Source organism: Mesorhizobium sp. B2-8-1, assembly GCF_006440955.1.
In the GTDB taxonomy this organism is placed as follows: domain Bacteria; phylum Pseudomonadota; class Alphaproteobacteria; order Rhizobiales; family Rhizobiaceae; genus Mesorhizobium.
On record NZ_VFTX01000009.1, the window covers coordinates 149995 to 175550 of the forward strand.

24 protein-coding genes are annotated in these 25556 nt (G+C 59.9%); 17 read left to right on the top strand and 7 right to left on the bottom strand.

What is annotated here, in order from left to right; genetic code table 11:
- The first annotated feature begins 40 nt into the window (after window positions 1–40).
- Genes FJ428_RS22305 through FJ428_RS22330 form a run of 6 tightly spaced genes read left to right on the top strand, consistent with a single transcriptional unit; the run spans window position 41 to window position 5516 of the window.
- On the top strand, window positions 41–838 hold the full coding sequence (locus tag FJ428_RS22305) for an ATP-binding cassette domain-containing protein (RefSeq protein ID WP_140880208.1): 798 nt from the start codon (window positions 41–43) through the stop codon (window positions 836–838).
- Window positions 835–1839 carry an ABC transporter permease gene (locus FJ428_RS22310; RefSeq protein ID WP_140880209.1) on the top strand — a complete coding sequence of 335 codons (1005 nt, stop codon included), beginning with the start codon at window positions 835–837 and terminating at the stop codon, window positions 1837–1839. Before FJ428_RS22305 ends, FJ428_RS22310 begins: the two co-directional genes overlap by 4 nt.
- 4 nt (window positions 1840–1843) lie before the next feature.
- On the top strand, window positions 1844–2935 hold the full coding sequence (locus FJ428_RS22315) for a phosphotriesterase (protein WP_140880210.1): 1092 nt from the start codon (window positions 1844–1846) through the stop codon (window positions 2933–2935).
- Window positions 2936–2994: 59 nt separating this feature from the next.
- Window positions 2995–3765, top strand: a complete 771-nt coding sequence (locus FJ428_RS22320; RefSeq protein ID WP_140880211.1) for a glutamine amidotransferase — start codon at window positions 2995–2997, stop codon at window positions 3763–3765.
- A gap of 3 nt (window positions 3766–3768) precedes the next feature.
- On the top strand, window positions 3769–4677 hold the full coding sequence (locus FJ428_RS22325; protein ID WP_140880212.1) for a PfkB family carbohydrate kinase: 909 nt from the start codon (window positions 3769–3771) through the stop codon (window positions 4675–4677).
- Complete coding sequence (locus tag FJ428_RS22330) at window positions 4674–5516, top strand: BtpA/SgcQ family protein (RefSeq protein WP_140880213.1); 843 nt, start codon at window positions 4674–4676, stop codon at window positions 5514–5516. The genes FJ428_RS22325 and FJ428_RS22330 overlap by 4 nt, the downstream gene beginning before the upstream one ends.
- 827 nt (window positions 5517–6343) lie before the next feature.
- Here the strand turns inward: FJ428_RS22330 and FJ428_RS30515 are convergent.
- The 4 genes from FJ428_RS30515 to FJ428_RS22345 are packed head-to-tail and all read right to left on the bottom strand — an operon-like array spanning window position 6344 to window position 7977.
- Window positions 6344–6586, bottom strand: coding sequence for a hypothetical protein (locus FJ428_RS30515; RefSeq protein WP_210242252.1), 243 nt, complete (start codon window positions 6584–6586; stop codon window positions 6344–6346).
- The gene (locus FJ428_RS30520; RefSeq protein WP_210242253.1) at window positions 6583–6828 is read right to left on the bottom strand and encodes a patatin-like phospholipase family protein; all 246 of its coding nucleotides are present in this window, start codon (window positions 6826–6828) and stop codon (window positions 6583–6585) included. Before FJ428_RS30520 ends, FJ428_RS30515 begins: the two co-directional genes overlap by 4 nt.
- Before the next feature lie 22 nt (window positions 6829–6850).
- Window positions 6851–7114, bottom strand: coding sequence for a hypothetical protein (locus tag FJ428_RS22340; RefSeq protein WP_140880214.1), 264 nt, complete (start codon window positions 7112–7114; stop codon window positions 6851–6853).
- A gap of 47 nt (window positions 7115–7161) precedes the next feature.
- Entirely contained in the window at window positions 7162–7977 is an 816-nt protein-coding gene (locus FJ428_RS22345; protein ID WP_140880215.1) for a hypothetical protein, read from the bottom strand.
- A gap of 497 nt (window positions 7978–8474) precedes the next feature.
- Between FJ428_RS22345 and FJ428_RS22350 the strand changes: the two genes are divergently transcribed.
- A complete protein-coding gene (locus tag FJ428_RS22350) occupies window positions 8475–9176 on the top strand; it encodes a hypothetical protein (protein ID WP_140825305.1) in 702 nt (233 codons plus the stop codon).
- A 765-nt stretch (window positions 9177–9941) separates the two neighbouring features.
- On the opposite strand, the gene FJ428_RS22360 is transcribed toward FJ428_RS22350, so the two are convergent.
- A complete protein-coding gene (locus tag FJ428_RS22360; protein WP_140880303.1) occupies window positions 9942–10868 on the bottom strand; it encodes a nucleotidyltransferase and HEPN domain-containing protein in 927 nt (308 codons plus the stop codon).
- A gap of 405 nt (window positions 10869–11273) precedes the next feature.
- On the opposite strand from FJ428_RS22360, the gene FJ428_RS22365 reads away from it, so the two are divergent.
- The 3 genes from FJ428_RS22365 (at window position 11274) to FJ428_RS22380 (ending at window position 16861) form a co-directional block, all read left to right on the top strand.
- On the top strand, window positions 11274–12533 hold the full coding sequence (locus FJ428_RS22365; protein WP_140880216.1) for a DNA repair exonuclease: 1260 nt from the start codon (window positions 11274–11276) through the stop codon (window positions 12531–12533).
- Window positions 12530–12919, top strand: a complete 390-nt coding sequence (locus tag FJ428_RS22370) for an AAA family ATPase (protein WP_224519024.1) — start codon at window positions 12530–12532, stop codon at window positions 12917–12919. Before FJ428_RS22365 ends, FJ428_RS22370 begins: the two co-directional genes overlap by 4 nt.
- A gap of 612 nt (window positions 12920–13531) precedes the next feature.
- Window positions 13532–16861 carry an adenylate/guanylate cyclase domain-containing protein gene (locus FJ428_RS22380; RefSeq protein ID WP_140880217.1) on the top strand — a complete coding sequence of 1110 codons (3330 nt, stop codon included), beginning with the start codon at window positions 13532–13534 and terminating at the stop codon, window positions 16859–16861.
- A 294-nt stretch (window positions 16862–17155) separates the two neighbouring features.
- Here FJ428_RS22380 and FJ428_RS22385 read toward each other — a convergent pair whose 3' ends face one another.
- Window positions 17156–17869, bottom strand: a complete 714-nt coding sequence (locus FJ428_RS22385) for a class I SAM-dependent methyltransferase (RefSeq protein ID WP_224519029.1) — start codon at window positions 17867–17869, stop codon at window positions 17156–17158.
- A gap of 5 nt (window positions 17870–17874) precedes the next feature.
- Entirely contained in the window at window positions 17875–18981 is a 1107-nt protein-coding gene (locus tag FJ428_RS22390; RefSeq protein ID WP_140880219.1) for a hypothetical protein, read from the bottom strand.
- Window positions 18982–19238: 257 nt separating this feature from the next.
- Between FJ428_RS22390 and FJ428_RS22395 the strand changes: the two genes are divergently transcribed.
- The 7 genes from FJ428_RS22395 to FJ428_RS22425 are packed head-to-tail and all read left to right on the top strand — an operon-like array spanning window position 19239 to window position 25101.
- Entirely contained in the window at window positions 19239–19676 is a 438-nt protein-coding gene (locus FJ428_RS22395) for a hypothetical protein (protein WP_140880220.1), read from the top strand.
- A complete protein-coding gene (locus FJ428_RS22400; RefSeq protein ID WP_224519023.1) occupies window positions 19673–21121 on the top strand; it encodes a helix-turn-helix transcriptional regulator in 1449 nt (482 codons plus the stop codon). The genes FJ428_RS22395 and FJ428_RS22400 overlap by 4 nt, the downstream gene beginning before the upstream one ends.
- A gap of 9 nt (window positions 21122–21130) precedes the next feature.
- Window positions 21131–21739, top strand: a complete 609-nt coding sequence (locus FJ428_RS22405) for a DUF4186 family protein (protein ID WP_140880221.1) — start codon at window positions 21131–21133, stop codon at window positions 21737–21739.
- Window positions 21739–22767, top strand: coding sequence for a hypothetical protein (locus tag FJ428_RS22410; RefSeq protein ID WP_140880222.1), 1029 nt, complete (start codon window positions 21739–21741; stop codon window positions 22765–22767). Before FJ428_RS22405 ends, FJ428_RS22410 begins: the two co-directional genes overlap by 1 nt.
- A complete protein-coding gene (locus FJ428_RS22415) occupies window positions 22764–24098 on the top strand; it encodes a hypothetical protein (RefSeq protein ID WP_140880223.1) in 1335 nt (444 codons plus the stop codon). Before FJ428_RS22410 ends, FJ428_RS22415 begins: the two co-directional genes overlap by 4 nt.
- A complete protein-coding gene (locus tag FJ428_RS22420; RefSeq protein ID WP_140880224.1) occupies window positions 24041–24541 on the top strand; it encodes an ASCH domain-containing protein in 501 nt (166 codons plus the stop codon). Before FJ428_RS22415 ends, FJ428_RS22420 begins: the two co-directional genes overlap by 58 nt.
- Complete coding sequence (locus FJ428_RS22425) at window positions 24541–25101, top strand: AAA family ATPase (protein WP_140880225.1); 561 nt, start codon at window positions 24541–24543, stop codon at window positions 25099–25101. The genes FJ428_RS22420 and FJ428_RS22425 overlap by 1 nt, the downstream gene beginning before the upstream one ends.
- The last annotated feature ends 455 nt before the right edge of the window (window positions 25102–25556 follow it).

A 25556-nucleotide genomic window follows, 5' to 3' on the forward strand; every position in this document is an offset into this window, starting at 1 on the left:
CTACGCCGCAGATGCTTTTGCAAAATGGCGTGTATTCAAGATGAGCAGTAGCGAGACCTACCGGGTGCGCATGAGCGGGATCTCAAAGCGCTACAACGCCATCCAGACGCTCGATGACGTGTCCTTGACGCTGAAGCCGGGCGAGGTCCTGGGCCTGGTCGGCGACAATGGCGCAGGAAAATCGACGTTGAGTAAGGTGCTGTCGGGAGCGGTGATCCCCGACGCCGGCACGATCGAGATTGATGGAATGGCGGTGACCTTCAACTCGCCGGCGGACTCCCGTGCAGCGCGTGTAGAGATGGTCTATCAGGACCTGTCGCTATGCGACACGATCGATGTCGCCGGTAATCTGTTTCTCGGCCGCGAGCCGCGCCGGCACATCGCCGGCATCTCCTTTCTCGACAAGAAGCGCATGCATGAGCAAACGCGCCAGATGCTCGACCGCCTCGGCATCGTTATCGCCGACACGCGGCTCAAGGTCGAAAACCTGTCCGGCGGGCAGCGACAATCGATCGCGATCGGCCGGGCTGCCTCTTTTGAGCCTTCGGTGCTGATCATGGATGAGCCGACGGCAGCGCTTGCCGTCGCCGAGGTCGAGGCTGTGCTGGACCTGATCCGCACCGTGAGCGCCCGCGGCGTAAGCGTTATTCTGATTACCCACCGCCTTCAGGATCTGTTCCTCGTCTGCGACCGCATCCAAGTCATGTATGAAGGACGCAACGTCGCCGAGCGGCTGATCGGCGAAACCAATATTGAAGACGTGGTCAATCTGATCGTGGGCCGCAAATTCAATGCTCGTTCCGCTGCCAGTCGATACCGCGATGGAGCACCGATATGAGCGAAGCGACCAACTCCGCTCAGTCCCGAAGGGTGCGCGAAGCCACATGGCGAGAAGCGATGCTCGCCAATGGTAGTGTCGTGTCTATTGCGCTATTCTTTCTTGTCGTCTGCATCATTTTCTCGGTAGCGACCAACGCCTTCCTGACATCGCCCAATCTGTTGAACATCCTGCGCCAGTCGGCGCCGCTGCTGATCGTTGCCGCGGCCATGACCTTCGTCATCACCACGGGCGGCATCGATCTTTCAGTCGGCTCCGTGCTGGCGCTAGTGGCAACGCTGTCGGCGACACTGCTTCAGTTCGGCCTGCCATGGCCGGCTGTCATCCTCGCCATGCTTGCGCTGGGTGCCCTTCTCGGCGCGATGCAAGGCTATTTCGTGGCCTATGAGGGCATCCCGGCCTTCATCGTCACGCTTGCCGGGCTCTCGGTAATCCGTGGCGTGGCGCTGCTCATCACCGGCGGCTATTCCATCCCCGTCGAGCCGGGAAGCTCTTTCACGGTCATTGGCCGCGCCTGGTTTCTCGGCGTGCCGGTGCCGGCGCTTATCGCGGTCGCGATCCTCGCGATCGCCTATCTGGCATTCAACGAGACGCCGTTCGGCCGCTATGTGACCGGCATTGGGGCCAACACCGAAGCGGTGAGACGCGCCGGCGTGAACACGCGGCTGATGACCCTTTTCGTCTATGTGATTTCCGGCACCGCGGCGGCGCTTGCGGGGATCATCATTGCTGCCCGACTCGGATCCGGATCTTCGAATGCCGGGCAAGGCTTCGAGCTTGAGGTGATCGCCGCCGTTGTGCTTGGCGGCACCAGTCTGTTCGGCGGCCGCGGAACCATCATTGGCACGGTGCTCGGCGCACTTACTGTGGCCGTCATCGGCAACGGCCTGATCCTGGCGCACCTGTCGCCCTTCCTGACGCCGATCGTGACCGGCACGATCATTCTGATCGCCATCTGGCTGAACTTCCGCCTGTTCCGCGGCGCCGTTCGGAGCCGTTGAGCTCATGAATAGTCTCTTCGATAACGCGCCGCGCAAGCAACGGCTGGAGATCGGAGTTGAGACCGGCCATGTGATGACGGTGCTCGGCCCCATCCCTGTCGACGAGATGGGGATTACCCTGATGCACGAGCACATCTTGCTCGACGGCGGGCGCACCTGGAAATGTCCTTGTCATCCGGACGATATGGCGCTCGCCGAGCAGCCGGTGAACATCGAGATTATCGGCGAACTGCGCATGAACCCTTACGTGAACCGCGACAACGTTTCGCTTGACGACAGCGACCTGGCGCTGTCGGAGCTGCAACGCTATCGCGCGCTCGGCGGGCACACCGTCGTCGACGCGACCAATATTGGTATCGGCCGCGAGCCGGACAAGCTTGCCCGCATCAGCCGCATGTCCGGTCTGAAGATCGTCATGGGCACCGGCTTCTATCTCGAGCACACCCATCCCGAATGGCTGAAGGCGATGGACGTCGACGCGGTGACCGAGTTCATTGTCAACGATGTCGGTGGGGGCGAGACGCAGCCGCCAATCATGGCCGGCCTGATCGGCGAGGTCGGCGTCAGCAAGGACTTCACCGCCGAGGAAAGAAAGTCGCTGAGAGCTTCCGCCCGAGCCTCGCGCATCACGGGCGTGCCGCTGTCAATCCATCTGCCGGGCTGGGAGCGCCTCGCGCACGAGGTGCTCGATGTCGTGCAGGACGAGGGCGCCGATCTGCGTCACACCGTCCTCTGCCACATGAATCCCAGCCACGACGATCTGGGCTACCAGACAAGCCTCGCCCGGCGCGGCGCGTTCCTCGAATACGATATGATCGGCATGGACTACTATTATGCCGATCAGAATGCGCAATCGCCCTCCGATGAAGAGAATGCACGAGCGATAGCGGCGCTTGTCGAAGCGGGGTTCGGGGACCGGCTGCTTCTCTCCCAGGATGTGTTCCTCAAGATCATGCTAACCCGCTTCGGCGGCTTCGGCTACGGCTACATCCTGAAGCACTTCGTGCCTCGTCTGAAACGGCATGGCGTCGAGCAGGCAGCGATCGACCGCATGTTGATCGCCAATCCCAAGGCGGTGTTCGGGCAGCAGAATTAAACGGCCAAGAATTGCGGCGGCCCAGCTTTGCGGCAGCCCAGACCTACTGCGGAGTTAAAATGTCCAAGAAGAAGATCCTGCTAGCCGGCGAATCATGGGTCTCGACGGCGACCCATATCAAGGGCTTCGACCAGTTTCCGACGGTCACTTACCACACCGGCGCGGACGAACTGCTGACGGCACTGAGTGCGACCGATTTCGACGTCACCTTCATGCCGGCGCATGAGGCGCAGCGCAGCTTTCCGCAAACGATGGAAGCCCTCTCTGCGTATAACGCGGTGGTGCTTTCCGATATCGGCGCCAACACGCTGTTGCTGCATCCCGACACCTGGGTTCACTCGAAGCGAACGCCGAACCGCCTGCGTCTGCTGCGCGATTATGTGAGCGCCGGCGGCGGACTTCTGATGTTCGGCGGCTATTACAGCTTCCAAGGCATCAACGGCGGCGCGCGCTATCGCAAGACCCCGGTCGAGGACGTGCTGCCGGTGAACTGCCTCGCGGTCGACGACCGCGTCGAGGTCCCGGAGGGCTTTTCGCCTGTGATGAAGGGTTCGCCCGGCCATCCCATCCTGAACGGTCTCGGTGCGGACTGGCCAATGCTGCTCGGCTTCAACGAGGTGACGCTGAAGGACGGGGCGGAAGTTCTGGCCACCGTGTCGTCGGAATATGGATCACTGCCGCTGCTCGTCACCGGCAACTACGGCAAGGGCCGCACCGTGGCCTGGACGTCCGATGTCGGACCGCATTGGCTGCCGCCGGAGTTCATCGCCTGGGAAGGCTACAAGACCCTGTTCGAGCAGATGCTTGGCTGGGCAACCGGCGGGAACTGACCGATGCACGTCCACGTCGTGGGCAACGCCTGTATCGACACGACGTTTCGCCTCGGCCGCTTCCCTGCCGCCGGCGAGACTTTGAACGCCGTTGCCTATTCTGACGGTCTCGGCGGCAAGGGCGCAAACCAGGCGGTCGCAGCCGCGCGGACAGGCGCGGCGGTGATGCTGTGGACGGCGCTCGGCGAGGACCCGGTGGGCGCATGGATCAGGAGCCGGCTCGACATGGAGTTGTCGGACGTGCGGGTGAGCGAATTCGAGCTGCCGAGCGACCGCTCGAGTATCGTCATCGATGCTGGCGGCGAGAACTTCATCGTCAGTGGCGTTGCCTGCAGCGAAGCATTCGATCCGATCGCGCAAACGACGCTTGCGCACCGGATTACGCCTGGCGACATCCTTGTCTGCCAGGGGAACCTGCGACGCGCCGCGACAAATACCTGCCTGAGGGCGGCACGGGAAAATGGTGCGCGCACCATTCTGAACGCCAGCCCTATCGATGAGGCCGCTATGCCTGACTTCGGCCTGGCAGACATGTTGGTGGTGAATCAATCCGAGGCGAAAGCGCTGACCGGTCAGACAGACATGGCGCTAGCGGCCGGCGCTCTCACGGCGAAAGGCGCCGGGAAAGTCGTGATCACGCTCGGCGCCAAGGGTTGTCTTGTGCTTGGCCCGGACCAGGCAGGAACACTTCATTTGCCGGCCCCCCACGTCGAGGCGATCGACACCAGTGGTGCTGGCGACGTGTTCTGCGGCTGTCTGGCCGGCGGGCTCGCAAAGGGGATGCCGGTTACCTCAGCGCTGAAGTTCGCGCTCGCCGCCGCAGCAATCTCGGTGACACGGCCGGGCACATTGTTATCCTGCCCTTCCGCGTCTGAAATGGCAGCGCTCGTCGATCAAACGGAGTTCTCATGACACAGCCCTCACGTCCGATCGGGCAATCAGGCGGTGACGCGCTCGTCCAGCTTTTCGGCCGCAGCAAAGTGGTGATCGGCGTCGTTCACCTTGCGCCACTTCCCGGCGCGCCACGCTATAACGGCGAGGCGATAGAGGCGATCTACCAGCGAGGGCTCGACGATGCGCGCGCCTATCTCGATGGCGGATGCGACGGCGTGATCGTTGAGAACCATGGCGATATCCCCTTCGCAAAACCTGACGATATCGGACCGGAGACAGCAGCCTATATGGCGGTCGTATCCGATCGAATTCGCCGCGAACTCGGCAAGCCGATCGGCATCAATGTGCTAGCCAATGCCGCGATCCCGGCGCTTGCGATAGCCAGTGCTGCTGGCGCGGGGTTCGTCCGTGTCAATCAATGGGCCAATGCCTACGTCGCCAACGAGGGCTTCGTAGAGGGCGAGTCTGGCCGCGCAGCACGCTACCGCGCCCGGCTGCGCGCCAACGGCATCCGAATTTTCGCCGATGCTCATGTCAAGCATGGCGCGCACGCCATCGTTGGCGACCGCCCGGTGGAGGAATTGGTCAAGGATCTGGCCTTCTTCGACGCCGACGCCATCATCGCAACAGGTCAGCGCACCGGGCACGCCGCAGATCTAACTTACATCCGCATCATCAAGGACGCCGCCGGCCTCCCTACACTAGTCGGTAGCGGTGTGACGCCCGACAACGCCAACGACATCCTTGGCATCGTCGACGGTGTCATCATCGCAAGCGCGCTGAAGCACGACGGCGTCTGGTGGAACCAGGTCGACGCCGCCCGGGTGAAGGCTTTTACGGCCGGGCTCAGGCGATGACCGAACGGAAATCCAAACGCCTGCTGGTCGCCGTGTGGCGATAGCGACGGTTGTCTAAGGCTATGACGCCAGGCACCTGGGGATCCCTGAATGTCCGCACTCTTGCGGGCTCGCGGGATAGCGCACCGCCTAGCAATTGAGGGAACTCGGGAGGGCGCTAAGTGCGTCTCGCCAGTCGTGTCGACGGCTGAAAGTCCGCGTGGCCCAGGAGGCGCATGTCTGCCTTTCCTCATCTGCTCTTCGTGCCCTTAGGCAGCCTGTGAGAAACTCCCATTCCGGCCGGCCCATCAGCGCCCCGTGCGCGAACGGGGTCCGTGCGGCCTATCGGTGATGAGATTGTGCCCTTGAGGCTTTCGTTTTCGAGACGATCCCAGTGCGGGTGCGTCAGGCACTTCAGAATGGATTTTGGAAATCGCTTTGGCATCATTAGTCCCGACTCTTGACCACATTTCCCGAATGCACCTCTTAAAAAGGGCGCGCCCGAGGATGAGAAGTAGGTGGGATGGCCTTCGGCGATCGCACCGAGGCAGTCTGGAGGGAACCATGACACCAGCATCTGTGAGAAAGGCGGTTATCGCCTGGATCCAAAAGGCCTATTCGACGATCTTCAGCGCTCTTACGAGTTGGCTCTCCTCCGGCGTACTTGTTGACGGTCGCATATAGCTCGGCCGCTAAGGTCAGGGGCGATGTCTCATTGTCCTCGATCATCGTCTCAAGCTCAGGCGTCATTCTGAGCAGCCGGTGCCATCCAACTGCCTGGTCGAGAACCTCCAATGCGTTTTGGCCCGTCGTTGGCGGCCTGCAGGGCCGTGACGACGTCGACGTCTCTAGGCCGAACAGGATGCTTGAACGGCATCCCTGAGCTTACAGCCGAACAGAGGAACAAACGAAGCTTGGCGCCCGTGGGCTTGTCCCACATCGGCCTTGAAGATCATCGGGCGTTCGGTCTGCCAGTTCGTCGTTACAATGCCGACGCCAGTTTTCAGAGCTTCGGGACCACTGTCTTGGAAGACCTCCTGCGCCAGCTTCGCCAGTGCCGCGGTTTTGGCGTCGCGCGATCGCTGCTTCATGACGGTTGGCACGTACTCTTTGTAAAGGACATGAATGTCTTCGACGCTTTGCCAGTCGCCAGCAGAGTCCCGATGATCGAGCCTGTGCTAGTGCCGTAGATGAGGGCGAAAACTTTGTGCAAGCGCTTGCCCGCAGCCGCCTTAACCTCGGCGAGAACGCCAAGCGTGTAGAACGCCTTGGCGCCACCACCATCGAGGCTGAGTATTCGGAAAGTCTTGCTTGCGGCTGTCGTCTTGACCATTGAGCCCAATATCCCGTCTGTCTCAACATATAGGCGAATTATCCTGGCAGGCGTCGAGGACAGTTGGTGCGGTCGAGCGCCAGCATTCGGGCCGCGACGGGTTCAGCATCTGCACCACGAGCTGCGCGACAACCGCCTGATCCAGCCGGATCGACTGGAAAAAACGCTGCAGGCGGCGACAGTTCGACCCGTGCTGCCCTCCCGGGAAATGGCTCGCAACATGGCTCAGTCTTTCGCTGCAGGCGCGCACCGGCGCGTCACCGTCGCATTTCAAACTTGCTGTCAATGTCGCGTCTCTTTGACACAAATAGAGACTGGAAACGAGACTTCGAATTACCAAAATTCTCGTTCGGAATTGTTCTCGAAATCGTAGATCTCGCTCGCCACCCTGTTCTGCAATCGCTCCATCTCTTTGACTGTCTGTCCGCGGGATAGGCCGTTGCGCTCTATGCCATCGCAGGCTTTGGCCAAATGCTCGGCGGCATCCTGAATTGAGTCGGTATCATAAGAGCACAAGAATTCCGCTGTGCATTCTTCATCTGCAACGGTCTTGGCTCGCTTGAGCGCCGCTTTGGCCATTTCACACCCGAACCGATTTAGAACCATGATCTGCGAGGGCTTGGTGCTGACCCAGTACGCGGGGTCTCTGAAGAAGCCCGTCAGGTTCTCGAACGTCAGATCCCCTGCAATCTTGTATATCCCCAGAGCGTCTTTCGTTATTGCAAGATCGTGTTTTCTGGCGAGGCTCTGGACAACGGACAATTTGTCCTCCGAGATGGTCGGTACGTTCAGAACCCAGTGCCCCTTTGTGAACTGGAGATAGCCGAATATGGTATCCCCATCCTTGGGCATAAGAGCCACAGCGTTTATTTCCTCTCCCTTCACACCACATTGCAAACAGCCGAATATGCCAAGGGCTCCGAAATGCACGTCTGCAGGGTCTTTGTCGGGAGCGGGAAACGCAATCTGGTAGAGTCCTTGCCTATCATGACGGACGGTGAAGACCTGCACCTTCTCGTTCTCTCCTGTATAGTAGATGTCATCCAGCGGCTTTTCGGGTTTAAAGTTGGCGGGCATCTGATTGAGTGGCTCGCTCTCCACGCAACCGATCAAGAGCAGTGCAGCCGCTAGACTGCTGGTGGTTCTCAACGAAGACAGGATTTGCACTGTACCCCCCAGCACATGTTGCGCGGGAAGAGTAGCACAGCCGGAACTAGCTTAGAACACCTACTTAGGAAGGTAGCAGCGCACCGCTGAGAGGCAGCGGCCGCCGGTCTGCACCTTTGGTGGAGTCCAATTTCGCACGCTGATTTACAGAATGCATATGGAATGGCGCCTTCTTGCTCTGATGCATTTCGGTTGTGTCTGCGCCGAGTGCTTTCGCTGCCATCTTGAAGTCGTCGACGCCGTGAAAGATCAGCCGTACATAGTATATGCGCTGCACCTTCGTCGTTGGGAGGTCATGCTTGATAGTTCCAATCGTCAGAGATTCCCCTGAACCGAACGCACTACTCCCTTCGGCTAAAATGACTTCCTGAGATTGGAGCTGTATTCTGGCTCTTTTCGAAGGAGACGACGTTCCGACGCGGTACGGATCGCCAATTCCAGGTCCAGCCCCGCGCCGTCGCGAAAGCAGGGGAGTCCAAATGACTGACCACACATTGGTCCATGGAACGGCTTCGATAGGCCGTAACATCCTGTGGTGTGCAGGGATCGTGTTGGCGAGTTTCCTCAACCTCGCGCCTGCGACAGCGGCGGATGCTGAAGCATCCGCCCGGACAGCGGGACAGACTGCCGCCACAACGCAGCTCGAAGGGACCTATTCAGTCCAGGGGACCAATCCCGACGGCTCGCGATATGCGGGTGCCTGCAAGGTCACGAAAGTCGGCGAGAACCGCTTTCGGTTCGAATGGTCAGTTGGCAATAGCTACAAGGGCGAAGGCTTGCTGAAGGGTGATATCCTTACCGTCGACTGGGGAAGCGATGCGCCCGTTATCTACCAGGTGAGACCGAATGGAAAACTTGAGGGGACTTGGGCAAGGGGCCGGGCAACAGAGATCCTCGCCGAGCGGAAAACCGTCCTGACCCGTACTCCCGATGCCGCGGATGGTTCCGGTTCAGTATCTGATCCGACCGTCGAGGTGATGAAAGGCATTCTTACACTACTGGGAGCGGCTGCATTGAGAAAGGCGCAGCAGTCGCCTGGCCCCGGCGCCGACGATTCCAATGCGGCAATCGAGGAAAACCGCAAGACAGAGGAAGAGATGCGTGAAAATCAAAGACACTGGAACTGCCTGACCGCGCAGGGCTTAGGCGACGAGTCGGGAATGGCACTCAACGGATGCTAGAAACCTCCGTGCCAACCGGAAGGCGAGGTGCTTGCGGTCGGCAAAGCCGGACTCGGAAAGACTGTAGCGCTCAACTGGATAGCCGCCCAAAGCGGAGCTGCCTATTGTGAAGTTGCGCAGCATACCAAGGCTATCAGGCCGATGTTCCTGATGCTGCATGACGTTACGGCGTCCAAAGGGACAGCAAGCACACATACGATCTTGCCAAGGATTGCATGAACTTTTTGGGCGCCCGATGCGGCCCGACGCGTCCGTTGCTCGTGGACGAATATCAGAACTTCACACCCACTGTTTTGCGAGAGCTGCTGCATCTTCAGGAGCGCTGCGGCTTCGCTTACTGCTCGCCGGCAACACTCATCGATTGGCGGGCACGAGGCGTGGTATCCACGCTGATCAGATCGAAAGCCGTATCGGCATGCATTTCGAGATCGGGCAGCCGACGCGGGGGGATTGCGTGAGGATCGGCGCCGAACACAACGTTGAGGGGAGCCGGCGCCTACGAGGCAATCGCCACCTACGGGCGAAACACCTCCCTTCGCGCGCTTTGCCACCTGTCCAGAACAGCGCCGCCGCTACCAGCGGCGACGGCAACATTCGTCTTCCCCGAATCGAGACCATGCTTCGCGGCATGTCGTGCGGCAGCGACGCGCTCAAGGTCTATACGAGTGCCGAAACGACTTCGCACACGACGTGGGCAGCCCCACTTAAATTCGGACGACGACAGATAATTCCGGACATCACACCGGAATTGGTGCAATCGCGAACTTAGCTCGCTCGCGGATCAGCCGCCGTATTTGCCTCGCTCCTCAGCTTTTCAAGCCGTGATCGGCAGATCATTTCGATACGACCGATCAGATCGCAGACCCGCTCTGCAAGCCACTGGAGCGCTTCGCGAGTGATCTCGAAGTGCCTCGAATAGCGCGCTTTCACATAAGCCTCGTTGATGACGTTGAACCAAGCTACGAAACGCTGCTGGTCGCGGGGCCAAATTTCGGCAAGTTCCTGTGCTTGATCCTCCGCGAGGCTGCGAAGAAATTTGACGTTATGAGAAGCAGGGCTGTAGTTCGTTAGAACAAGCAACACGACTGCATAAGCCTGTTCGATGGCTTGGTGGAGGAGAAAAGCTGCTTCTTTGACGTCGCCCTCTTGTAGATAGAACATCGCACCTTTCGCGAACTTCTTGGAATGGGGCAGCCTGTCTTCAAGGTGTTCGGCTGCTAATCGGAATGCATCGGCCGGCTTTGTAGGTGCCGGATGCGCCAGCGGTTCTTCGTCGAGCTCGTAGAGGACAATTCCCTCGCTGCGGATGTCCACGAAGAAGTACTGACCCTCCCTGAGGGCAGTGTTCACCTCCCGGCGGGAATGCACAATGAAGCTGACTGGCGTGTTGATTTCGCGCATCAGCCGGTCTGCTGCCGTCTGCCAATAGCCGGCGAAATCGGTCAGTTTGCGATTGTTTACCACCACAAGCAGGTCGAAATCCGAACGATAGCCCTTTCTGGTATGGGGCTCGTCGACCCAGCCACCACGAGCATAGGACCCGAAAAGTATAATCTTGAGAATGCGCCCGCGCTTTTTGAAGTCGGTCGTCCCTCCCTTGAGGGCATCCTCAAACTCCTCAAGGAGCAGCTCGACGGTCTTTCTCAGCTCGCGCTGCTTTGGTGGCGGGAGGTGGTCGATGCTGGATTTCATAAACAAGGATCTGTCGTCCATCGTGTGTGCATAGCCGAGACGAGGTCCCGAATCCACAGACTGCCTCGTTCGGCCGGATTGAGCAACGCACACAGTGCGGCATCAAACGGAAGAGTTGTTAAGTCAGCGTGCTAAACATTGCAGAGGCATTTAAGCTCATCACGCATCAGAGAAATATTGGGGGTTTCCGCAGTATGTGGCGCACTTTTCCCAGCGTTTTTATCTGCGGACGGTCTGTCCCGCAGCGTCGTTCTCCGTCTTCGAATAAGCGAACAGACTCTAGTCGGAAAGGTGTTCGGCGAACTCATGCGGAAAGGGGGCGGCCGTATCGGCCGCCGGGTTTGCTTGAGATTTTTCCTGTCGAGCCGCGGTCGAACACCGGTATGTTCAAACCGGAGATTTCCAATGCCATTTCGATTCGTCCACACCGCCGACATCCACCTCGACTCGCCGCTGCGTTCGCTGGCGATGCGAAACCCCGACCTTGCCGAACTCGTCGGAGACGCCAGCCGTCAGGCGTTTGTCTCGATCATTGACCTCTGCCTTACGGAACGTGTCGACGCCCTGGTCATTGCCGGCGATCTCTATGATGGCGATCAGACTTCGATGAAAACGGCCCGCTTCCTGGCCTCACAGATGACACGGCTTCATCAGGCCGGCATCAGGGTTTTCAAGATCCGTGGCAATCATGACGCGATGTCGCGGATATCGAAACAGCTGGTGTTCCCGGACACGGTCACGATCTTCGGCGGCCGTCCCCAGACCGTGCTGCAGACAGCCGGGGGGCTCGACGTTATGTTCCATGGCCTGAGCTTTGCCAGCCCCAAGGCGCCGGACAGTCTACTCCCGAAGTACTCAGCGCCGCGCGAGGGCGCGGTCAATGTCGGCATCATGCATACCAGCCTGGCTGGATCGCCCGGCCACGATGTCTACGCGCCTTGCAGCGTCGCTGACCTGCACGGCCACGGTTTCGACTACTGGGCGCTTGGGCACATCCATGTCCGCCAAGTCCATCCCGGGGCAAGCACCGTGGTGATGCCAGGAATTCCACAGGGCAGGGACATCAACGAGGCCGGAGAGAAATCCGTCACCCTGGTCACGATACGAGACGACCGCACCATCGAGATCGAGGAGAGGCTGACCAGTATCGCGCAATTCGAGCGGGTGAGCGTCGACGTGACCGAAACGGTGGAATGGTCCGAGGTCGTAGAGCGTATCCGATCCGCACTCGAAGATGTGCGTGCCTCCGTCAGTTCCCGTCATGCCGTGGTCCGGCTAGGCGTGACCGGCATGTCGCCTTTGTCATGGGCACTGATCCGCGACCGGGATCTGCTGCTCGCGGAAGCTGAGCAGGTCGCGGAACAGGTAGGCAAAACCTGGGTGGAAAAGCTCGAACTTAACGTCTCGCCACCCGCAGCAGAAACATCCGAGGGCGTCGCCGATCCGATTTTCGAGCTCGCAGAGTCCATGCGCGCCGATGGCGGCTCGGAAGCTTTCCGTGCCGAGGCGAGGGCGCTCGTCCAGAAGATGATCGCGGATCTGCCGCCTGACGGACGCGATTTCGCCGGCAAGGACGAGGCCGAGCTGGAGTTGTTCCTCGACAGGGTGCTTGCCAACGGCGCCGACCTGGTTACCGCGCGCCTCAAGGCCGGTGGGTCGCAATGAGGCTGCGGCGACTTGATCTCATCCGTTATGGCAAGTTCACAGACAGGACGATCGACTTCGGGCCGAAACCGGAATCGGGTCCCGATCTGCATATCGTATTCGGCTTGAACGAGGCCGGCAAGTCGACAGCACTTTCCGCCTATCTCGACCTGTTGTTCGGCATCGAGGAGCGCAGCCGCTACAATTTCCTGCACGAGTACAGCGCCATGCGCATCGGCGGTGTGCTCGAGCTCGGCGGCGCGGAGCAGATTTTCACGCGCACCAAACAGCGCACCAACTCGTTGCTGAACGCGACTGGCCAACCAGTCAGCGAAATGGCGATATCATCCCATCTCGCCGGCCTGTCTCGCGACGCATACGAGACCATGAGTATACTGCCAAGCTGACCGCAGAAGACAATGCAAGATTTTCTTGCCGCAGATTTTCATAAAGCAGGGAGGCGTTCATGAGCGCAAGTGGCCGATATCTCCGGAGCCTGGTGATATGTGTGCTTACCTGTGTCTTTTGGGTGGATACCGCTTCAGCGCAGTCGAATAACGCCGGCTGTACGTTCGAACTGGTAGCAGGTACGTCCCGACAAATTCTGAGATGCCGGGAAGGCCTTACCATCATTGCGAAAGATGGCGCTCGTTTTGCACTGGTGGACCGTGATCGAAATGGTAGTGCCGATGCGGTCAGATTACGGCGCAAGGCGCTGTTGCTCGATGCTCCAGCCGGCAGGGTGCCGCATTAAAATATTTAATGGCGCACACTCTCAACATGGAACGTCCACCAGCAATGCCGCCTTTTGATCCGGATCCGTCAATTTCGCGTGCGGGAGGAAGCGGCGGCTTTGCGGTCAAAAGCTGGTACCGCAGCGGCAACCATGTCGGACTCCAGGCCCTCGAGTCTTCCGGAGGGACCTCCAGCTTCGACAGAAATCCGGGTCTACAGCATTTCCTTGGCATCTGAGTTAATATTGCGGCTGAGGGACCCGAATTCAGCCTTGGGAGAGCTGTGTGGACGTTGCCGCTTGGTTGCGAGGCCTCGGTCTCCAGCAATACGAGCAGGCATTTCGCGACAACGCGATCGACGCGGAAGTCCTGCCGGAACTGACCGATGCCGACCTCGAGAAGCTCGGTATGCTCCTCGGTCATCGGAAGCGATTCCACAAGGCGGTAGTGGGGCTGGGGTCGTCAAGCCATCCCGACGCGAGCACCGATGACATCGCGGCTCAGAGCTGCACCCGGGAATTAAGCGCGGAGCGTCGGCAACTGACCGTCATGTTCGCGGATTTGGTTGGCTCGACGGCACTGGCGACAAGTCTGGATCCCGAGGACCTGCGTGAGATCATCGGGGCGTATCACCGCTGTGTCGCTGATACGGTCGCTCACTTCGGCGGCTTTGTCGCCAATCACATGGGCGACGGAGTTTTGGTGTATTTCGGGTACCCACAGGCGCACGAGAACGCCGCCGAGCAGGCGGTGCGCGCTGGTCTTGCTCTCGTAGATGTCGTTAGGCTAATCCCAGAGCCCAAGCCATTGCGGGTTCGTATCGGCATCGGCACCGGACAGGTCGTCGTCGGTGATCTGATCACCGCTGGCGAAGGGCAAGAGCGCGGCGTCGTGGGCGAGACGCCGAACCTCGCCGCCCGCTTGCAAGCTCTTGCCGAACCCGACGCGGTCGTGATCGGGCCGCAAACGCGGCAGCTGGTCGGCGATCTTTTCGAATATCGCGACCTTGGCGCCGTCGAGGTGAAAGGCTTTCCGGAGCCGATCCATCCTTATCAAGTGTGTCGTGAGAGCGCTGTCGAAAGCAGGTTCGAGGCGCTGCATGGGACGACGCCCACGCCGCTGGTCGGGCGTGAGGAGGACGTCGACCTGCTGCAGCGCCACTGGCATCGCGCCAAAATTGGTGAAGGCTGTGTGGTGCTGCTCTCAGGCGAGCCCGGCATCGGAAAGTCGCGCCTCACGGTTACCTTGCAGGAGCGGATCCAGAATGAGCCACACACCCGCTTGCGCTATTTCTGTTCGCCGCATCATCAAGACAGTGCGCTTCACCCAACCATTGCGCAGCTAGAACGTGCCGCCGGGTTGGAGCGCGACGACCCGGCTGAGAGGAAGCTGGATAAGCTTGCAGCCTTGTTTGCCCCGGCCTCTCCGGAGGACGGGGCGCTGATGGCCGAGCTGCTGTCGTTGCCGACCGAAGGCCGCTTCCCGCCGCTCCAACTGACGCCCCAGCGTAGGAAAGAGAAGACCTTCGATGCGCTGCTCCGGCGGCTCGAAGAGCTGGCGCGACAAGGTCCGGTGCTGATGCTCTTCGAGGATGTCCACTGGATCGACCCCAGCTCGCGCGAGCTGCTCGACCTGGTCATCGAGCGGGTGCCGCGCCTGCCAGTGCTGCTTCTCCTCACGTTCCGCCCCGAGTTTCAACCGCCGTGGACCGGGCAGTCGCACGTCATGGTTATGGTCCTCAATCGGCTCGACCGTCGCGAAGGCGCAGCGCTGGTCCAGCGGGTCGTCGGCACCGGAGAGCTGCCGAGCGACGTTGTCGCGGAGATCATCGAGCGCACGGATGGGGTGCCACTGTTCGTCGAGGAGCTGACCAAGGCGGTGTTGGAGGGCGGCAACGCTAGGAAGGTGCCCTCACGAGCTGCTGCGACGGCGTTGAACGTTCCCGCCACGCTGCATGCCTCGTTGATGGCGCGGCTCGATCGCCTAGGCCCAACCGTTAAGGAGATCGCACAGGTCGCCGCGGTTCTCGGTCGGGAGTTCTCCCACGAATTGCTGGTAACGGTCGCACAGCGAAATGCCATTGAGCTAAATGGCGCACTGGATCAACTCGTCGGCGCTGGTCTGGTGTTCTGCCGCGGGACACGGCCACTGGCCACTTACCTCTTCAAGCATGCGCTCGTTCAGGACACAGCGTATGGCACGCTTCTGCGCGCTAAGCGCCAGGCGATACATAAGCGTGTCGCGGATGTGTTGGAGGAAAAGTGGACCGAAATCACTGAAGCGCAACCCGAGCTCCTCGCACACCACTTTCAGGAAGCTGGGGATTGGGCGCGCGCCCTAAATCAGTGGCAAAGGGCGGGAGGGGCCGCCGTGGCCAGAGCTGCCACCCGGGAAGCCGTGTCGCACTTTGCCAGTGCGATCGACTGCAGCAGGAGACTTGGCGACGTCTCCGGTGACGCCGAACGGATGACACGTCTCCAGCTAGCGATGGCTAATGCTTTGATGCAAGCAGAAGGGTATCGTTCTGGGCGCCTTGGGAGAACGCTTGAAGACGCACGTCATGCCGCCGCCAACACTGCATCGGTCGAATTGCAGTGCGAAGTCGCGCTTTCTCTCGCTCCTCATTTTTATGCCACTGGGCGCAATCAAGATTACCTGGCCCTGGCCGAAGAGCAGCTCGCAAATGACGCCGATCTCGTTCCTGCGGCCTATCTGAGTGCACTTTGGGCGGCAAAGGGGATTGCTCACTACAACCGGGGAGAACAACCGCTGGCAGGGGAGGCCCTACGCAAGGCCTTAGCTCTGATTGAACGTGTTGAAGCAAGTCATCGTATCTTGTTCGCTGGTGCGGATCAATGTCTCTCTACCCAAGAGTATCTTAGCGATTCACTGATCATATCGGGCTTCTTTGATGATGCCGTCGAGCAAAAAGAAAAACTGATTCGAACTCTCGGCGAGCTCGATAAACCTTTCGACCTCGCCTGGTGTCTTCTCACTCAGTGTGAATTTTTCGCTATATTCGGTCAATACCAGCAATTACTTGAGACCGCTACGAAGATCGTGGAAATTTGCGAGCGGCATGGTTACGTGGCGCGTAGAAGCAGCGGCCTGAGGTGGCGTGGCTATGCCCGCTTCCATTTAGGTGAGCTCGACGCCGGCATCGATGACGTCCGGGAGAGCGTGGTTGTCTGGCGTGGGGAAGGCGTCGTATTTCATACCCCCGAGAAAACATGCGCACTTTGTGATCTTCTCGTGCGGGCCGGTCGGCTCCAAGAGGCATCGCAAATGCTTGATGATGTCGATACCCTCGTTTTCGACACGGACGAGGCAAGCTGCCTAGCAGAGTGTATTCGCCTTCGTGGCCAAATCGCCGCGGGCAGAGGTAACCTAGGGGGTGCCGCCAGCCTATTCGAAGCAGCAATTGCGACTGCCCGTCGACAGCAAGCGAGACTCTTCGAGCTTCGCGCCGCAACCCAACTAGCACCAGTTCTGGCACGCCAAGGTAGTGTCGAGGCCGCGACGCGTCTGCAAGCGGTGGTCCACACGTTTAACACTACGTATCAAATCGTCGACCTCATCGCGGCACAAAGGGCGCTGGACACGCTTGGTCAATGAGTTTCGCAGCCCTGCCTTGGGGCCTCGACGACCTAGTTAGCGTCGATTGGATGAAAACTGCTCGCGCCCAAGCATGTGGACTGGAATGAGACGCTCACGCTTGTCCCCCGCGTAGATCCGAACAGCGCTGCGCCGAAGGAACGGCTGCTTTGCGCCTAATATCAGCCGTTCAGGTGTAAATTCGTGATTCCTAAAAACCGACATCCGCTCTGTTCGCCTCCACTCAGATTGACTATGTCGATCGCGCGTCTAGCCAAGGTCCAATGTTAAGTGGCGCCTGTGATGCGAATTGGCCTAGGGCCGCTGCAAAGAATACCCGCGGACCGCCGGTGCATCGAAGGGCACGCACATCAGCTTTGGAGCGGGCTTCGAAGCCAGCGCTTGCCGGGTGAGCGCCTCTTCGTCTACCAACCTGAGTCCTGCTGTGGCAAACATTCTCCGCTGATCCAGTTCGTTCAACACTGGGGACGGCAAAAGCAGCTTGACCCCGTCGGCTCGCAAGAATTCGGCGGTCGACAGGTTTTCCTTGTCGCGAAAAGCCATCGCCCATTCAAATGCTGGCAAGGTGAAATGGCAGATTCCGCCCGGCTTGAGGATGCGCGAGACTTCCTGCCAGAAGAGCAGCGAATTGTAGGGGTCGCCGAGCGACGAAATAAGGACGTCCACGGAAGCGGCGGGTAGTCCGGTAGCTGTCGCATCCGCCAGCACCAGGCGAGTCCCGAGCCGCTCCCAGTCTGCCGAATAGGCGAGCATCGACGGAGAGTTGTCCAGAAGCGTAACGTGTCGAAGGTCTCCTCCTGCCGCCCTCCAAAATGGCGCTAGCAGCGATTGGCCGACACCAACTTCGACAAGCCGTTTTGCTGCTCCCGAAGCCAGCTCAATCCGCGGGGCGAGATAAGCGGCGCTCAGCTCTCGCAAGCTAGCGCAGGTGGGATGGCGCAGCGGATCGTAATATTCACTCGCTATCTCGTCGTAGCTCGCATGCCTCGGAGGGGAGGGCTTTGGCATCGCGTTCACTTGCTGGCATCCTTCAGATCGAGATTAGGTCCTGCGGCCCTGAGTGGTGTCATTGCCCGCTCGACGGCCTTTGCCAAGGCCACCACAGAGCGCTGTGTCTCTAGCGAGCGGGCGAACGTTTGAGCTGCTGCATCATTGCCGAAGGCGTCTTCCTTGGAGGAATCAAGATAGAGAATGCCGCTTTCGGTTCCACCGGCTCTGAGAACAACGCTCAGGCAGGAAAGCTTGTTCTGCAAGACACCGTGCGTTTCGCTGCGGGTCATACCCCAGAGTTCGACCAGCGCCTCTTCGGATTCAGTATTGCCGAATGCATTCCCGGTGCCATGTGACTTTCCTGAGCGCCAGCTTCGGCCGATGATCCCAAATCGCTGCGAGAATCTACGATGTGCGCCTCCGCCTTTGGGGTAGTAGTCGACTAGCTGGTACAGGAACTCCTTGAAGACAATGTCTCTCACGTGGAGTGTCGCCCGGACGTCGGATCGGCTTAAGCCCGACACCTTAGCGATGATTTCATCTTCAACGACGGAGGCGAGCAGGCGGTCGAGATTCTGCACGTCTGCCATCCGCTCATATTCCACGCGTGCATCTTCGATCAACTCGCCGAATGACCTTCGGAGTTCCTTGCGGACCGCATCCGCAGCCTCGACACTAATTTCCATCTCGACGCCGCCGGCCTTGATCGAACGCACCATCTTGAACCCCGCGCCAAAGAAGCGACGCAAGCGATCGATGGTGAGTGTGAGGATGAGGGCGAGCAGTAGGCCGACCGGCCAGGCGATTTCCCCGACGAAGGTCGCCCACCAAGGCTCCTTGCCGAACGACGCATCCTTATTCTCGTGACTCGGTACGGCCGGATTCAAGTTCTGGTCCGCAAGCACATCGACCGCCTTGGCGTCGGACGGGCCCTTTTCAGTCGAAGCAGATGCGGGTGAGGTGGTGGGCGATGGTGACTGGGTCAGTGAATCAGTCGGCGGGGTCGTCGGCACAGCGGGCGATGAGGCATGTTGCAGGAGCGCAACCTGTGTGAAGAGCAAGACCATCGCCGCGCTGATGGTGGACGAAACGCCGGCCGAGACCCCCACAACCTTGATCCACCGGTTCACCAGATGCTTGCTCCCTCAATCTGGCGCGGAATGGTTTGCGCTCTCTCATTCTATCTCAAGACCGGGGAGCCGATGCAATCCAATCATCTCATTGATAAGGCATCGATCAGTAGATTTTCCTTGAAGGACCGATTTACCTCGAAACGGAATATCCTAGCGCGAACTCGCCGCTCAAATTGCCCAAGCGTTGAGGACGCACCGATGCACTCTTCAACAGAACACTTGACGAACATCTAACACAACGATATTGTTGTGTCATGCTTCCTGATGCCGACTCAGCTACCGGCTATCTTCCTCTCGGGGTTCACGATGCCCCGTGGGGCGAGGTCGCGCCGCGGTTCAGCGCCAACGGCCACCGGGCCCGCCTCGTCGGAGGTCTATTGGCGGCCCTTCAGAACCTAGCGGGCGCCGGCTGCCGGTCGGTGCTTCTCGACGGAAGCTTTGTTTCGCAAAAAGCACTGCCGGAGGATTATGACGGAGCATGGAACACTCAAGGGGTCGACCCCTATCGCCTTGACCCCGTACTGCTCGACTTCACGAATGGCCGAGCAGCCATGAAATCCAAATATCTGGGCGAGCTCTTTCCGGCGAGCTTATTCGCCGCCCCTGGTGTGCTCTACCGCGACTTCTTCATGAAGGATCGCAACGGGGTGCCCAAGGGCGTCGTTAACATCGATCTCGGGAGTCTGCCATGATCAGCAACGAACGGCAGTACAAGATCACACGGAGCGAGGTCGATCGCTTTCGCAAGGCTATTGGCGAGCTCACGAATGGTCCTGTGCGGGACGATGTACATCCCCGCCTGCAGCAAGCGGAACGTGAAGCGATGGAGAGCCAGCTTGCCGACTTGCAGGCGGAAATCGCTGAGTATGATCGCCTCAAGTCCGCCGACCTCTCGATGATCTCGATCAACTCGTTCGACGAACTGGCCGACGGGCTTATCCAGGCGCGGATCGCGGGTAGGCTCAGCCAGAAGGATCTCGCCGAGCGCCTAGGTCTCAAGGAACAGCAGATCCAGCGCTACGAAGCCGAGCGCTACGCTTCTGCCAGCTATCAGCGCCTGCGCGAAATCGCCAACGCGCTCGGTGTGCGCATCAGGAACGATATCCTCCTCCCGGTAGCCGCCGATGGTTTCGCAGGGCTTGTGAACAAGCTACGTCAGGTCGGGCTTGACCGCGAGTTTCTATTGACGCGGTTGTTGCCGTCGGTGGATGCCGCGCGCGCCAATGGCGAGATTGGGAGCGAGGACGACGACTATGCTTTGACTGCTAAGACTGGCGCGGTCCTTGAGCGCGTGTTCGGCTGGACGCGAGACAATGTCTTCGGTGCGCAGGCGCTTGTCGCGCCGCGCTTCGCTGCGGCTGAAGCACGGTTCAAGATGCCCGCCAATCGCGCTCAGTCTGCGACCAGCCTCTATGCGGCCTATGCAAACTATCTCGCCGTCGTCGCGCTCAAGGGCGCGCGATCACTGCCTAAGGCGGAAATCCCGACCGACGCGGCGGCTATGCATCGGTATATTCTTAGGAGCCATAACACCATAGATCTCAAGAGCGCACTCCATACCGCTTGGGACTTGGGCGTCGTCGTCCTGCCGTTGCGCGACCGCGGCACCTTTCATGGCGCATGCTGGCGTTATGAAGGCCGCAATGCAGTGGTACTAAAACAGACCTCGCGCCACGAGGCGCGGTGGCTATTCGATCTTCTACACGAAGTCTTCCATGCCAGCCAGCGACCCGACGCAGAGACGTTGGAGGTGATTGAGGCCGACGAGACTTCTTCCGACCGACGTAACTCCGACGAGGAGATCGCCGCCAGCCAATTTGCCGGAGATGTCGTCCTGGACGGCAAGGCCGAAACCTTGGCTCAGGCCTGCGTCCAAGCCGCTCGCAATTCCATCGAACGGCTCAAGAGCGTCGTTCCCATGATCGCTGCAAAGAACTCGGTCGGCGTCGGCGCGCTCGCGAACTACCTCGCATTCCGTCTGTCGTGGCAGGGTGTAAACTGGTGGGGGGCGGCGGCAAACTTGCAAGCCGACGACGGCGATCCGTGGACGATCGCACGCGACGTCTTCGTCGAACGCTTTCCGTACGACATCGACAACGAGCTCGATCGACAACTACTCGATCGGGCGCTTCATTGAGGTTTTCCCATGGCCGAGTTCCACAAACCCCCGCCGCTCGACATCAAGTGCACGGCGACCGACTGCGACAACGACCTTCATTGTTTCAAGCAGCTGAAGAAGATGACGCCCGATCAGCGCGGCAAGTGCCGAGCCTGCGGAGTGGACCTAGTCGATTGGAACCGGCTGCATCGTCGCGACAAGGGTGATGCAGCGCATACCTTTGTCGCGCTTCAGCACGAACTGATCCGTCACCACTTCTTCCATCGCCCAGTCGATGACGTAGCGATGCGCCATGCCCAGCGCAAAGGCCGCGACGCGCTAAAGGAAGCGGCGAGAGACCGTCTTGGCAAGTATCTCGCCTTAGCAGAGCCGCCCCGTGACGGATACCAGACGCCGCTTGAGGGCAATGCGATTTACTATGCGCAGCATGCAACGGCCACATGCTGCCGGACTTGCCTCGAATATTGGCATGATATCCCGAAGGGCCGCCAGCTGACGCCGGAGGAGTTCGACTATTGCGTGACCCTTGTCTACCTCTTCCTTGATGAGAAGCTGCCCGATCTGGCCGACGAGCCCGTCAAGGTGCCTCCCCGCCGTCGCGGCCTGCCACCCGAGCCGGAGGGATTCCATCCGTGATGAGCGCGGCAAAGCCCATCGACACCGAGCGTTTCGCCAAGCAGTTGCGTGCCCAGGCGATCGACATCGAGGGCGGCCGCGTCCTGATATCACGCTTGGCGGGGTCGGGTCAGGAGATCGATCTGACACTACCGGCGAACTGCAATGGGTATGGGCGCGTCCGCCATTTTCGACTCGCGACCGCTGAAGGCTGGCCGGCCAATCCGCTCCCAATTACCCCTGCATGCCGGGCACTAGGGATTACCCCGATTCCCGACTTGATGACGGCGCTTGTCTTTCAGAACGCCGCCTGCGCCTGGCGTTGCTGGTACTGCTTCGTCCCGGAGGAGCTACTCAAGGCCGATCTTAACCGCTCGGAATGGTTCACCGGTACCGAGCTGGTGGATCTCTACCGCCAGATTCCCGACGCGCCCAGGATAATCGATCTCTCCGGAGGTTCCCCGGACCTCGTGCCGGAATGGACACCCTGGATGATGAGAGCCCTCATCGACGCTGGTCTCGCCGAGACGACTTATCTCTGGACTGACGATAACCTCAGCACAACTTACCTGTTCGACGAGCTTGCGCCAGCCGATCTCGCCCTCATTCGCAACTATCGGAACTACGGCCGCGTCTGTTGCGTCAAAGGTTTTGACGCTCGATCCTTCGCCTTCAACACTCGTGCTGCACCACAGGACTTCGATCGCCAGTTCAATATTCTGGGGCGCCTGTTGGCGTTAGGGCTGGATGTCTATGGGTACGTCACGCTGACCTCGCCGCACGACGATGGCGTCGCACAGGGTGTCGCCGACCTGATGGACCGGCTACAGGCGATAGATCCTAAGTTTCCGCTTCGTGTGATCCCCCTGCGCATTCAGATCTTCACACCGGTTGAGCAACGGCTGGCGCGCGACCAGGCGCGGGAAAAGAGCCTTGCAGTTCAAGAAGAGGCGATTGCCGCTTGGACAGGCGAACTTGAGCGACGGTTTTCACCGGATTTGCGCACCTTGCACATCTGCGATGTACCGCTCCGCACGAGGGTCGCATGATCCAGTCGCGCCGCTCGCTTTCGCAAACTGCCTTTGCAGCCAAAGTCGACGCGTTGATTTGCGCCGCGATTTCAAACGGCGCGACGAACTTCGCGACGCTTCTGCACGGTTTGCCGGCGGTTTACCCGACTGAGCTGCTCGCGTCGCTGGACCGGCTGGCGGCCGGCGGCATGACCAACTCGGCATTCGCTGCGTCGGTCCGTCAACAAGCCGGCGCGAGTGGGTCGGACATCATCGAAGGTCGGTCTTTGCTACCCTTGCCACACCCGCTCGATTTCGAGTGGCGGTTCACTCCCGACGCAGCACGCTCGCTGCTCAATCGCGCCGCCGAAATGACGGCGGCCGACGGCGACATCCTATTATTTGGAACTCCTGGGCTTGCCGTCGAGGCATTGACCTTGCCGATCGGCCGCCGCCTTGCCTTTTTGGCCGAAAACAACTGCGTTACCGATCGAGTCTTGGAGCTCAATCGCGCCACTGGTTCGCCACTCTCCATCGCGTTCTGCAGTGGCGGCCTTCCCCGCCAGAGCGCCGACGCCGTCCTTCTCGATCCACCCTGGTATCTCGACTTTGTGCGGCCAATGCTCGCGGCTGCGGCGCATGCCTGCCGCCCAGGCGGTGTGGTACTGATCAGCCTACCACCCGACGGGACGCGGCCGAGCGCCGAAACTGACAGGCAAACGGTTATCGGCTTCGGCCGGAGGCTTGGGCTCGACCCGATCGAGCATTGTCCACTGGCCATCAGCTATGAAACGCCGTTCTTTGAGCGTAACGCTTTGGCCGCTACCGGGATCTATCCGCCGCAACACTGGCGGCGCGGCGACCTCTTGGTGTTCAGGAAGACGCGGGCGCCGACCCGGCACCCCCTCGCCGTTTCAGCGCAACGTCGCGACTGGACAGAAGCCCGCGTCGGCCGCATGCGGCTCTTCGTGCGCGCAAATGGCGAGACGCTTTCCGGCGAAGCTGGCCTTACCTCGCTGATCGATGGCGACGTGTTGCCAACGGTGAGCCGGCGCGACGCGCGCCGTCGCTTTGCGCAAGTTTGGACATCTGGCAACCGGATTTTCCGAACCAGTAATCCACAGCTTGTTCTTGAGGCAGCAATTTCCTGTGCTGGCGAGACGATGGGCTCTGGTGTCCAGCCACGCCTTTGGGCCACTATGCAAGAACACGAGCAGCTTGAGCGAATTGCTGGCGAGTTGCTGGCCCTGGCGGCTCTTGAAGCACAAGAAGAACGAGGTGCGCCGCTGGCGGCCCTTGAAGGGAGCATGACTTGGAGATCCAGTTCGACGCCTTACTGGAACAAGTCGACAGTCACCATTTCTGGCTGACCTACTTATCCGGCGCGACGCAGCCTACGAGCCGCATCGGGATCCATCTCGCCATCTTCTCTGAACCGTACCTGTCGATGGTGCTGTCGGGTGAAAAGACGATCGAATCGCGATTCAGCCGAAATCGCTGCGCACCATATGGCGAGGTCGGCGACGGCGATATCATTCTTGTGAAGGAGGTTTCCGGGCCGATCTGCGGCATCGCACTAGCACGACGCACCTGGTGTTATGACCTCGAAGCCGAGCCGCTTGACCGCATCCGCGATCGATTTGGTGCGGGCATTGGCGCCGATGACGAATTCTGGGCGTCCCGAGCCGATGCGCTCTACGCCACGTTGATCGAGCTCGAGACCCCTGCGACCATTGCGCCCGTAAACTGTGACAAGCGCGACCGTCGCGGCTGGGTTTCGTTGCGGCCTCGGCAGATGAGTTTCGTCTTCTGATGAGCCTGTTGCTCTGTTTCTCCGGCCAAATCGGCAGTGGCAAGTCGTCGGTCAGCGCGGCCGTTGCGGAGGCACTCGGTTGGCGACGCACTGGTTTTGGAGACTACTTGCGTAGCGAGATCACGCGTCTGGGTGGAAATCCAGACAGCCGTGAGGCCTTACAGGATTTGGGCCAGAGGCGCGTCGACGAAGACCCGAAATCATTCTGCCGCGACGTCCTAACCGCAGGCGGCTTTAAATCGGGCGACAATTTCATAGTGGACGGTGTTCGGCATGTGAGTATTTTCGACATTCTTGTCGCTGAAAGCAAGCCGACCAACACGCGCCTCCTGTTCCTCGGAGCTGTCGAGACCACGCGCATTGGGCGCGTTCAGACGCGGGACGACGCGCGAGATTTCGCTCGCGCAACAACACACCGCGTTGAGGCGGAATTAGGTGATACGCTCCCGCAACGAGCCGACGCTGTTGTCAATGCCGAACAGCCTTTGGACCGCGTAGTTTCATATTGCCTCAAGCTGATTTCAGGTTGGCAAGATAACCCGCACAGCACCGGCGCGTAGTTGATGACCCTCCTAGATTGGTGCGCTGGCTGACAGGTATACTAAGCTTCATCATCGGCACCATGATGCTGATTGCTGGCATACTTAGGACGGCGGCGCAATCAAAGGCAGGTTTGGCCAGATCGGGACCTGAACCCTGCTTTGTAGGTCTGCAATTTTTTGCCTAGGCGCTGAAGCTGCCGGTCTGCTTCCGGCCCCAGAGGCGTAGTGGAGTCTATTCAGAAAAGGCAATGTGAGGGATTATATCCACGCCATTCAAGGGCAGTCGATAATGCCTCCAACTTAGATTGGAGGATTCAATGATTCCCATTCAAATCGTATTTCTCGTGGCCGTCTGCCTAACCATAGCCAGCGGAATTGCCGCCACATCGATTGTCATTTTCGGGGATACTCGCCGGAATGCCGGGCACCGGGCCGTCGCCGAGCGATTCTCACAAATCACAGTGATCGGAGCG

Excerpts from the sequence above, each read along its gene's own strand:
- FJ428_RS22410 (WP_140880222.1), top strand. The coding sequence starts at position 21,739 with ATGAGCGCGGCAAAGCCCATCGACACCGAGCGTTTCGCCAAGCAGTTG.
- FJ428_RS30515 (WP_210242252.1), bottom strand. The coding sequence starts at position 6,586 with ATGAAGCAGCGATCGCGCGACGCCAAAACCGCGGCACTGGCGAAGCTG.
- FJ428_RS22320 (WP_140880211.1), top strand. The coding sequence starts at position 2,995 with ATGTCCAAGAAGAAGATCCTGCTAGCCGGCGAATCATGGGTCTCGACG.
- FJ428_RS22415 (WP_140880223.1), top strand. The coding sequence starts at position 22,764 with ATGATCCAGTCGCGCCGCTCGCTTTCGCAAACTGCCTTTGCAGCCAAA.
- FJ428_RS22405 (WP_140880221.1), top strand. The coding sequence starts at position 21,131 with ATGGCCGAGTTCCACAAACCCCCGCCGCTCGACATCAAGTGCACGGCG.
- FJ428_RS22370 (WP_224519024.1), top strand. The coding sequence starts at position 12,530 with ATGAGGCTGCGGCGACTTGATCTCATCCGTTATGGCAAGTTCACAGAC.
- FJ428_RS22425 (WP_140880225.1), top strand. The coding sequence starts at position 24,541 with ATGAGCCTGTTGCTCTGTTTCTCCGGCCAAATCGGCAGTGGCAAGTCG.
- FJ428_RS22315 (WP_140880210.1), top strand. The coding sequence starts at position 1,844 with ATGAATAGTCTCTTCGATAACGCGCCGCGCAAGCAACGGCTGGAGATC.
- FJ428_RS22325 (WP_140880212.1), top strand. The coding sequence starts at position 3,769 with ATGCACGTCCACGTCGTGGGCAACGCCTGTATCGACACGACGTTTCGC.
- FJ428_RS30520 (WP_210242253.1), bottom strand. The coding sequence starts at position 6,828 with ATGGTCAAGACGACAGCCGCAAGCAAGACTTTCCGAATACTCAGCCTC.
- FJ428_RS22360 (WP_140880303.1), bottom strand. The coding sequence starts at position 10,868 with ATGAAATCCAGCATCGACCACCTCCCGCCACCAAAGCAGCGCGAGCTG.
- FJ428_RS22350 (WP_140825305.1), top strand. The coding sequence starts at position 8,475 with ATGACTGACCACACATTGGTCCATGGAACGGCTTCGATAGGCCGTAAC.
- FJ428_RS22395 (WP_140880220.1), top strand. The coding sequence starts at position 19,239 with ATGCTTCCTGATGCCGACTCAGCTACCGGCTATCTTCCTCTCGGGGTT.
- FJ428_RS22330 (WP_140880213.1), top strand. The coding sequence starts at position 4,674 with ATGACACAGCCCTCACGTCCGATCGGGCAATCAGGCGGTGACGCGCTC.
- FJ428_RS22385 (WP_224519029.1), bottom strand. The coding sequence starts at position 17,869 with ATGCCAAAGCCCTCCCCTCCGAGGCATGCGAGCTACGACGAGATAGCG.
- FJ428_RS22365 (WP_140880216.1), top strand. The coding sequence starts at position 11,274 with ATGCCATTTCGATTCGTCCACACCGCCGACATCCACCTCGACTCGCCG.
- FJ428_RS22305 (WP_140880208.1), top strand. The coding sequence starts at position 41 with ATGAGCAGTAGCGAGACCTACCGGGTGCGCATGAGCGGGATCTCAAAG.
- FJ428_RS22310 (WP_140880209.1), top strand. The coding sequence starts at position 835 with ATGAGCGAAGCGACCAACTCCGCTCAGTCCCGAAGGGTGCGCGAAGCC.
- FJ428_RS22400 (WP_224519023.1), top strand. The coding sequence starts at position 19,673 with ATGATCAGCAACGAACGGCAGTACAAGATCACACGGAGCGAGGTCGAT.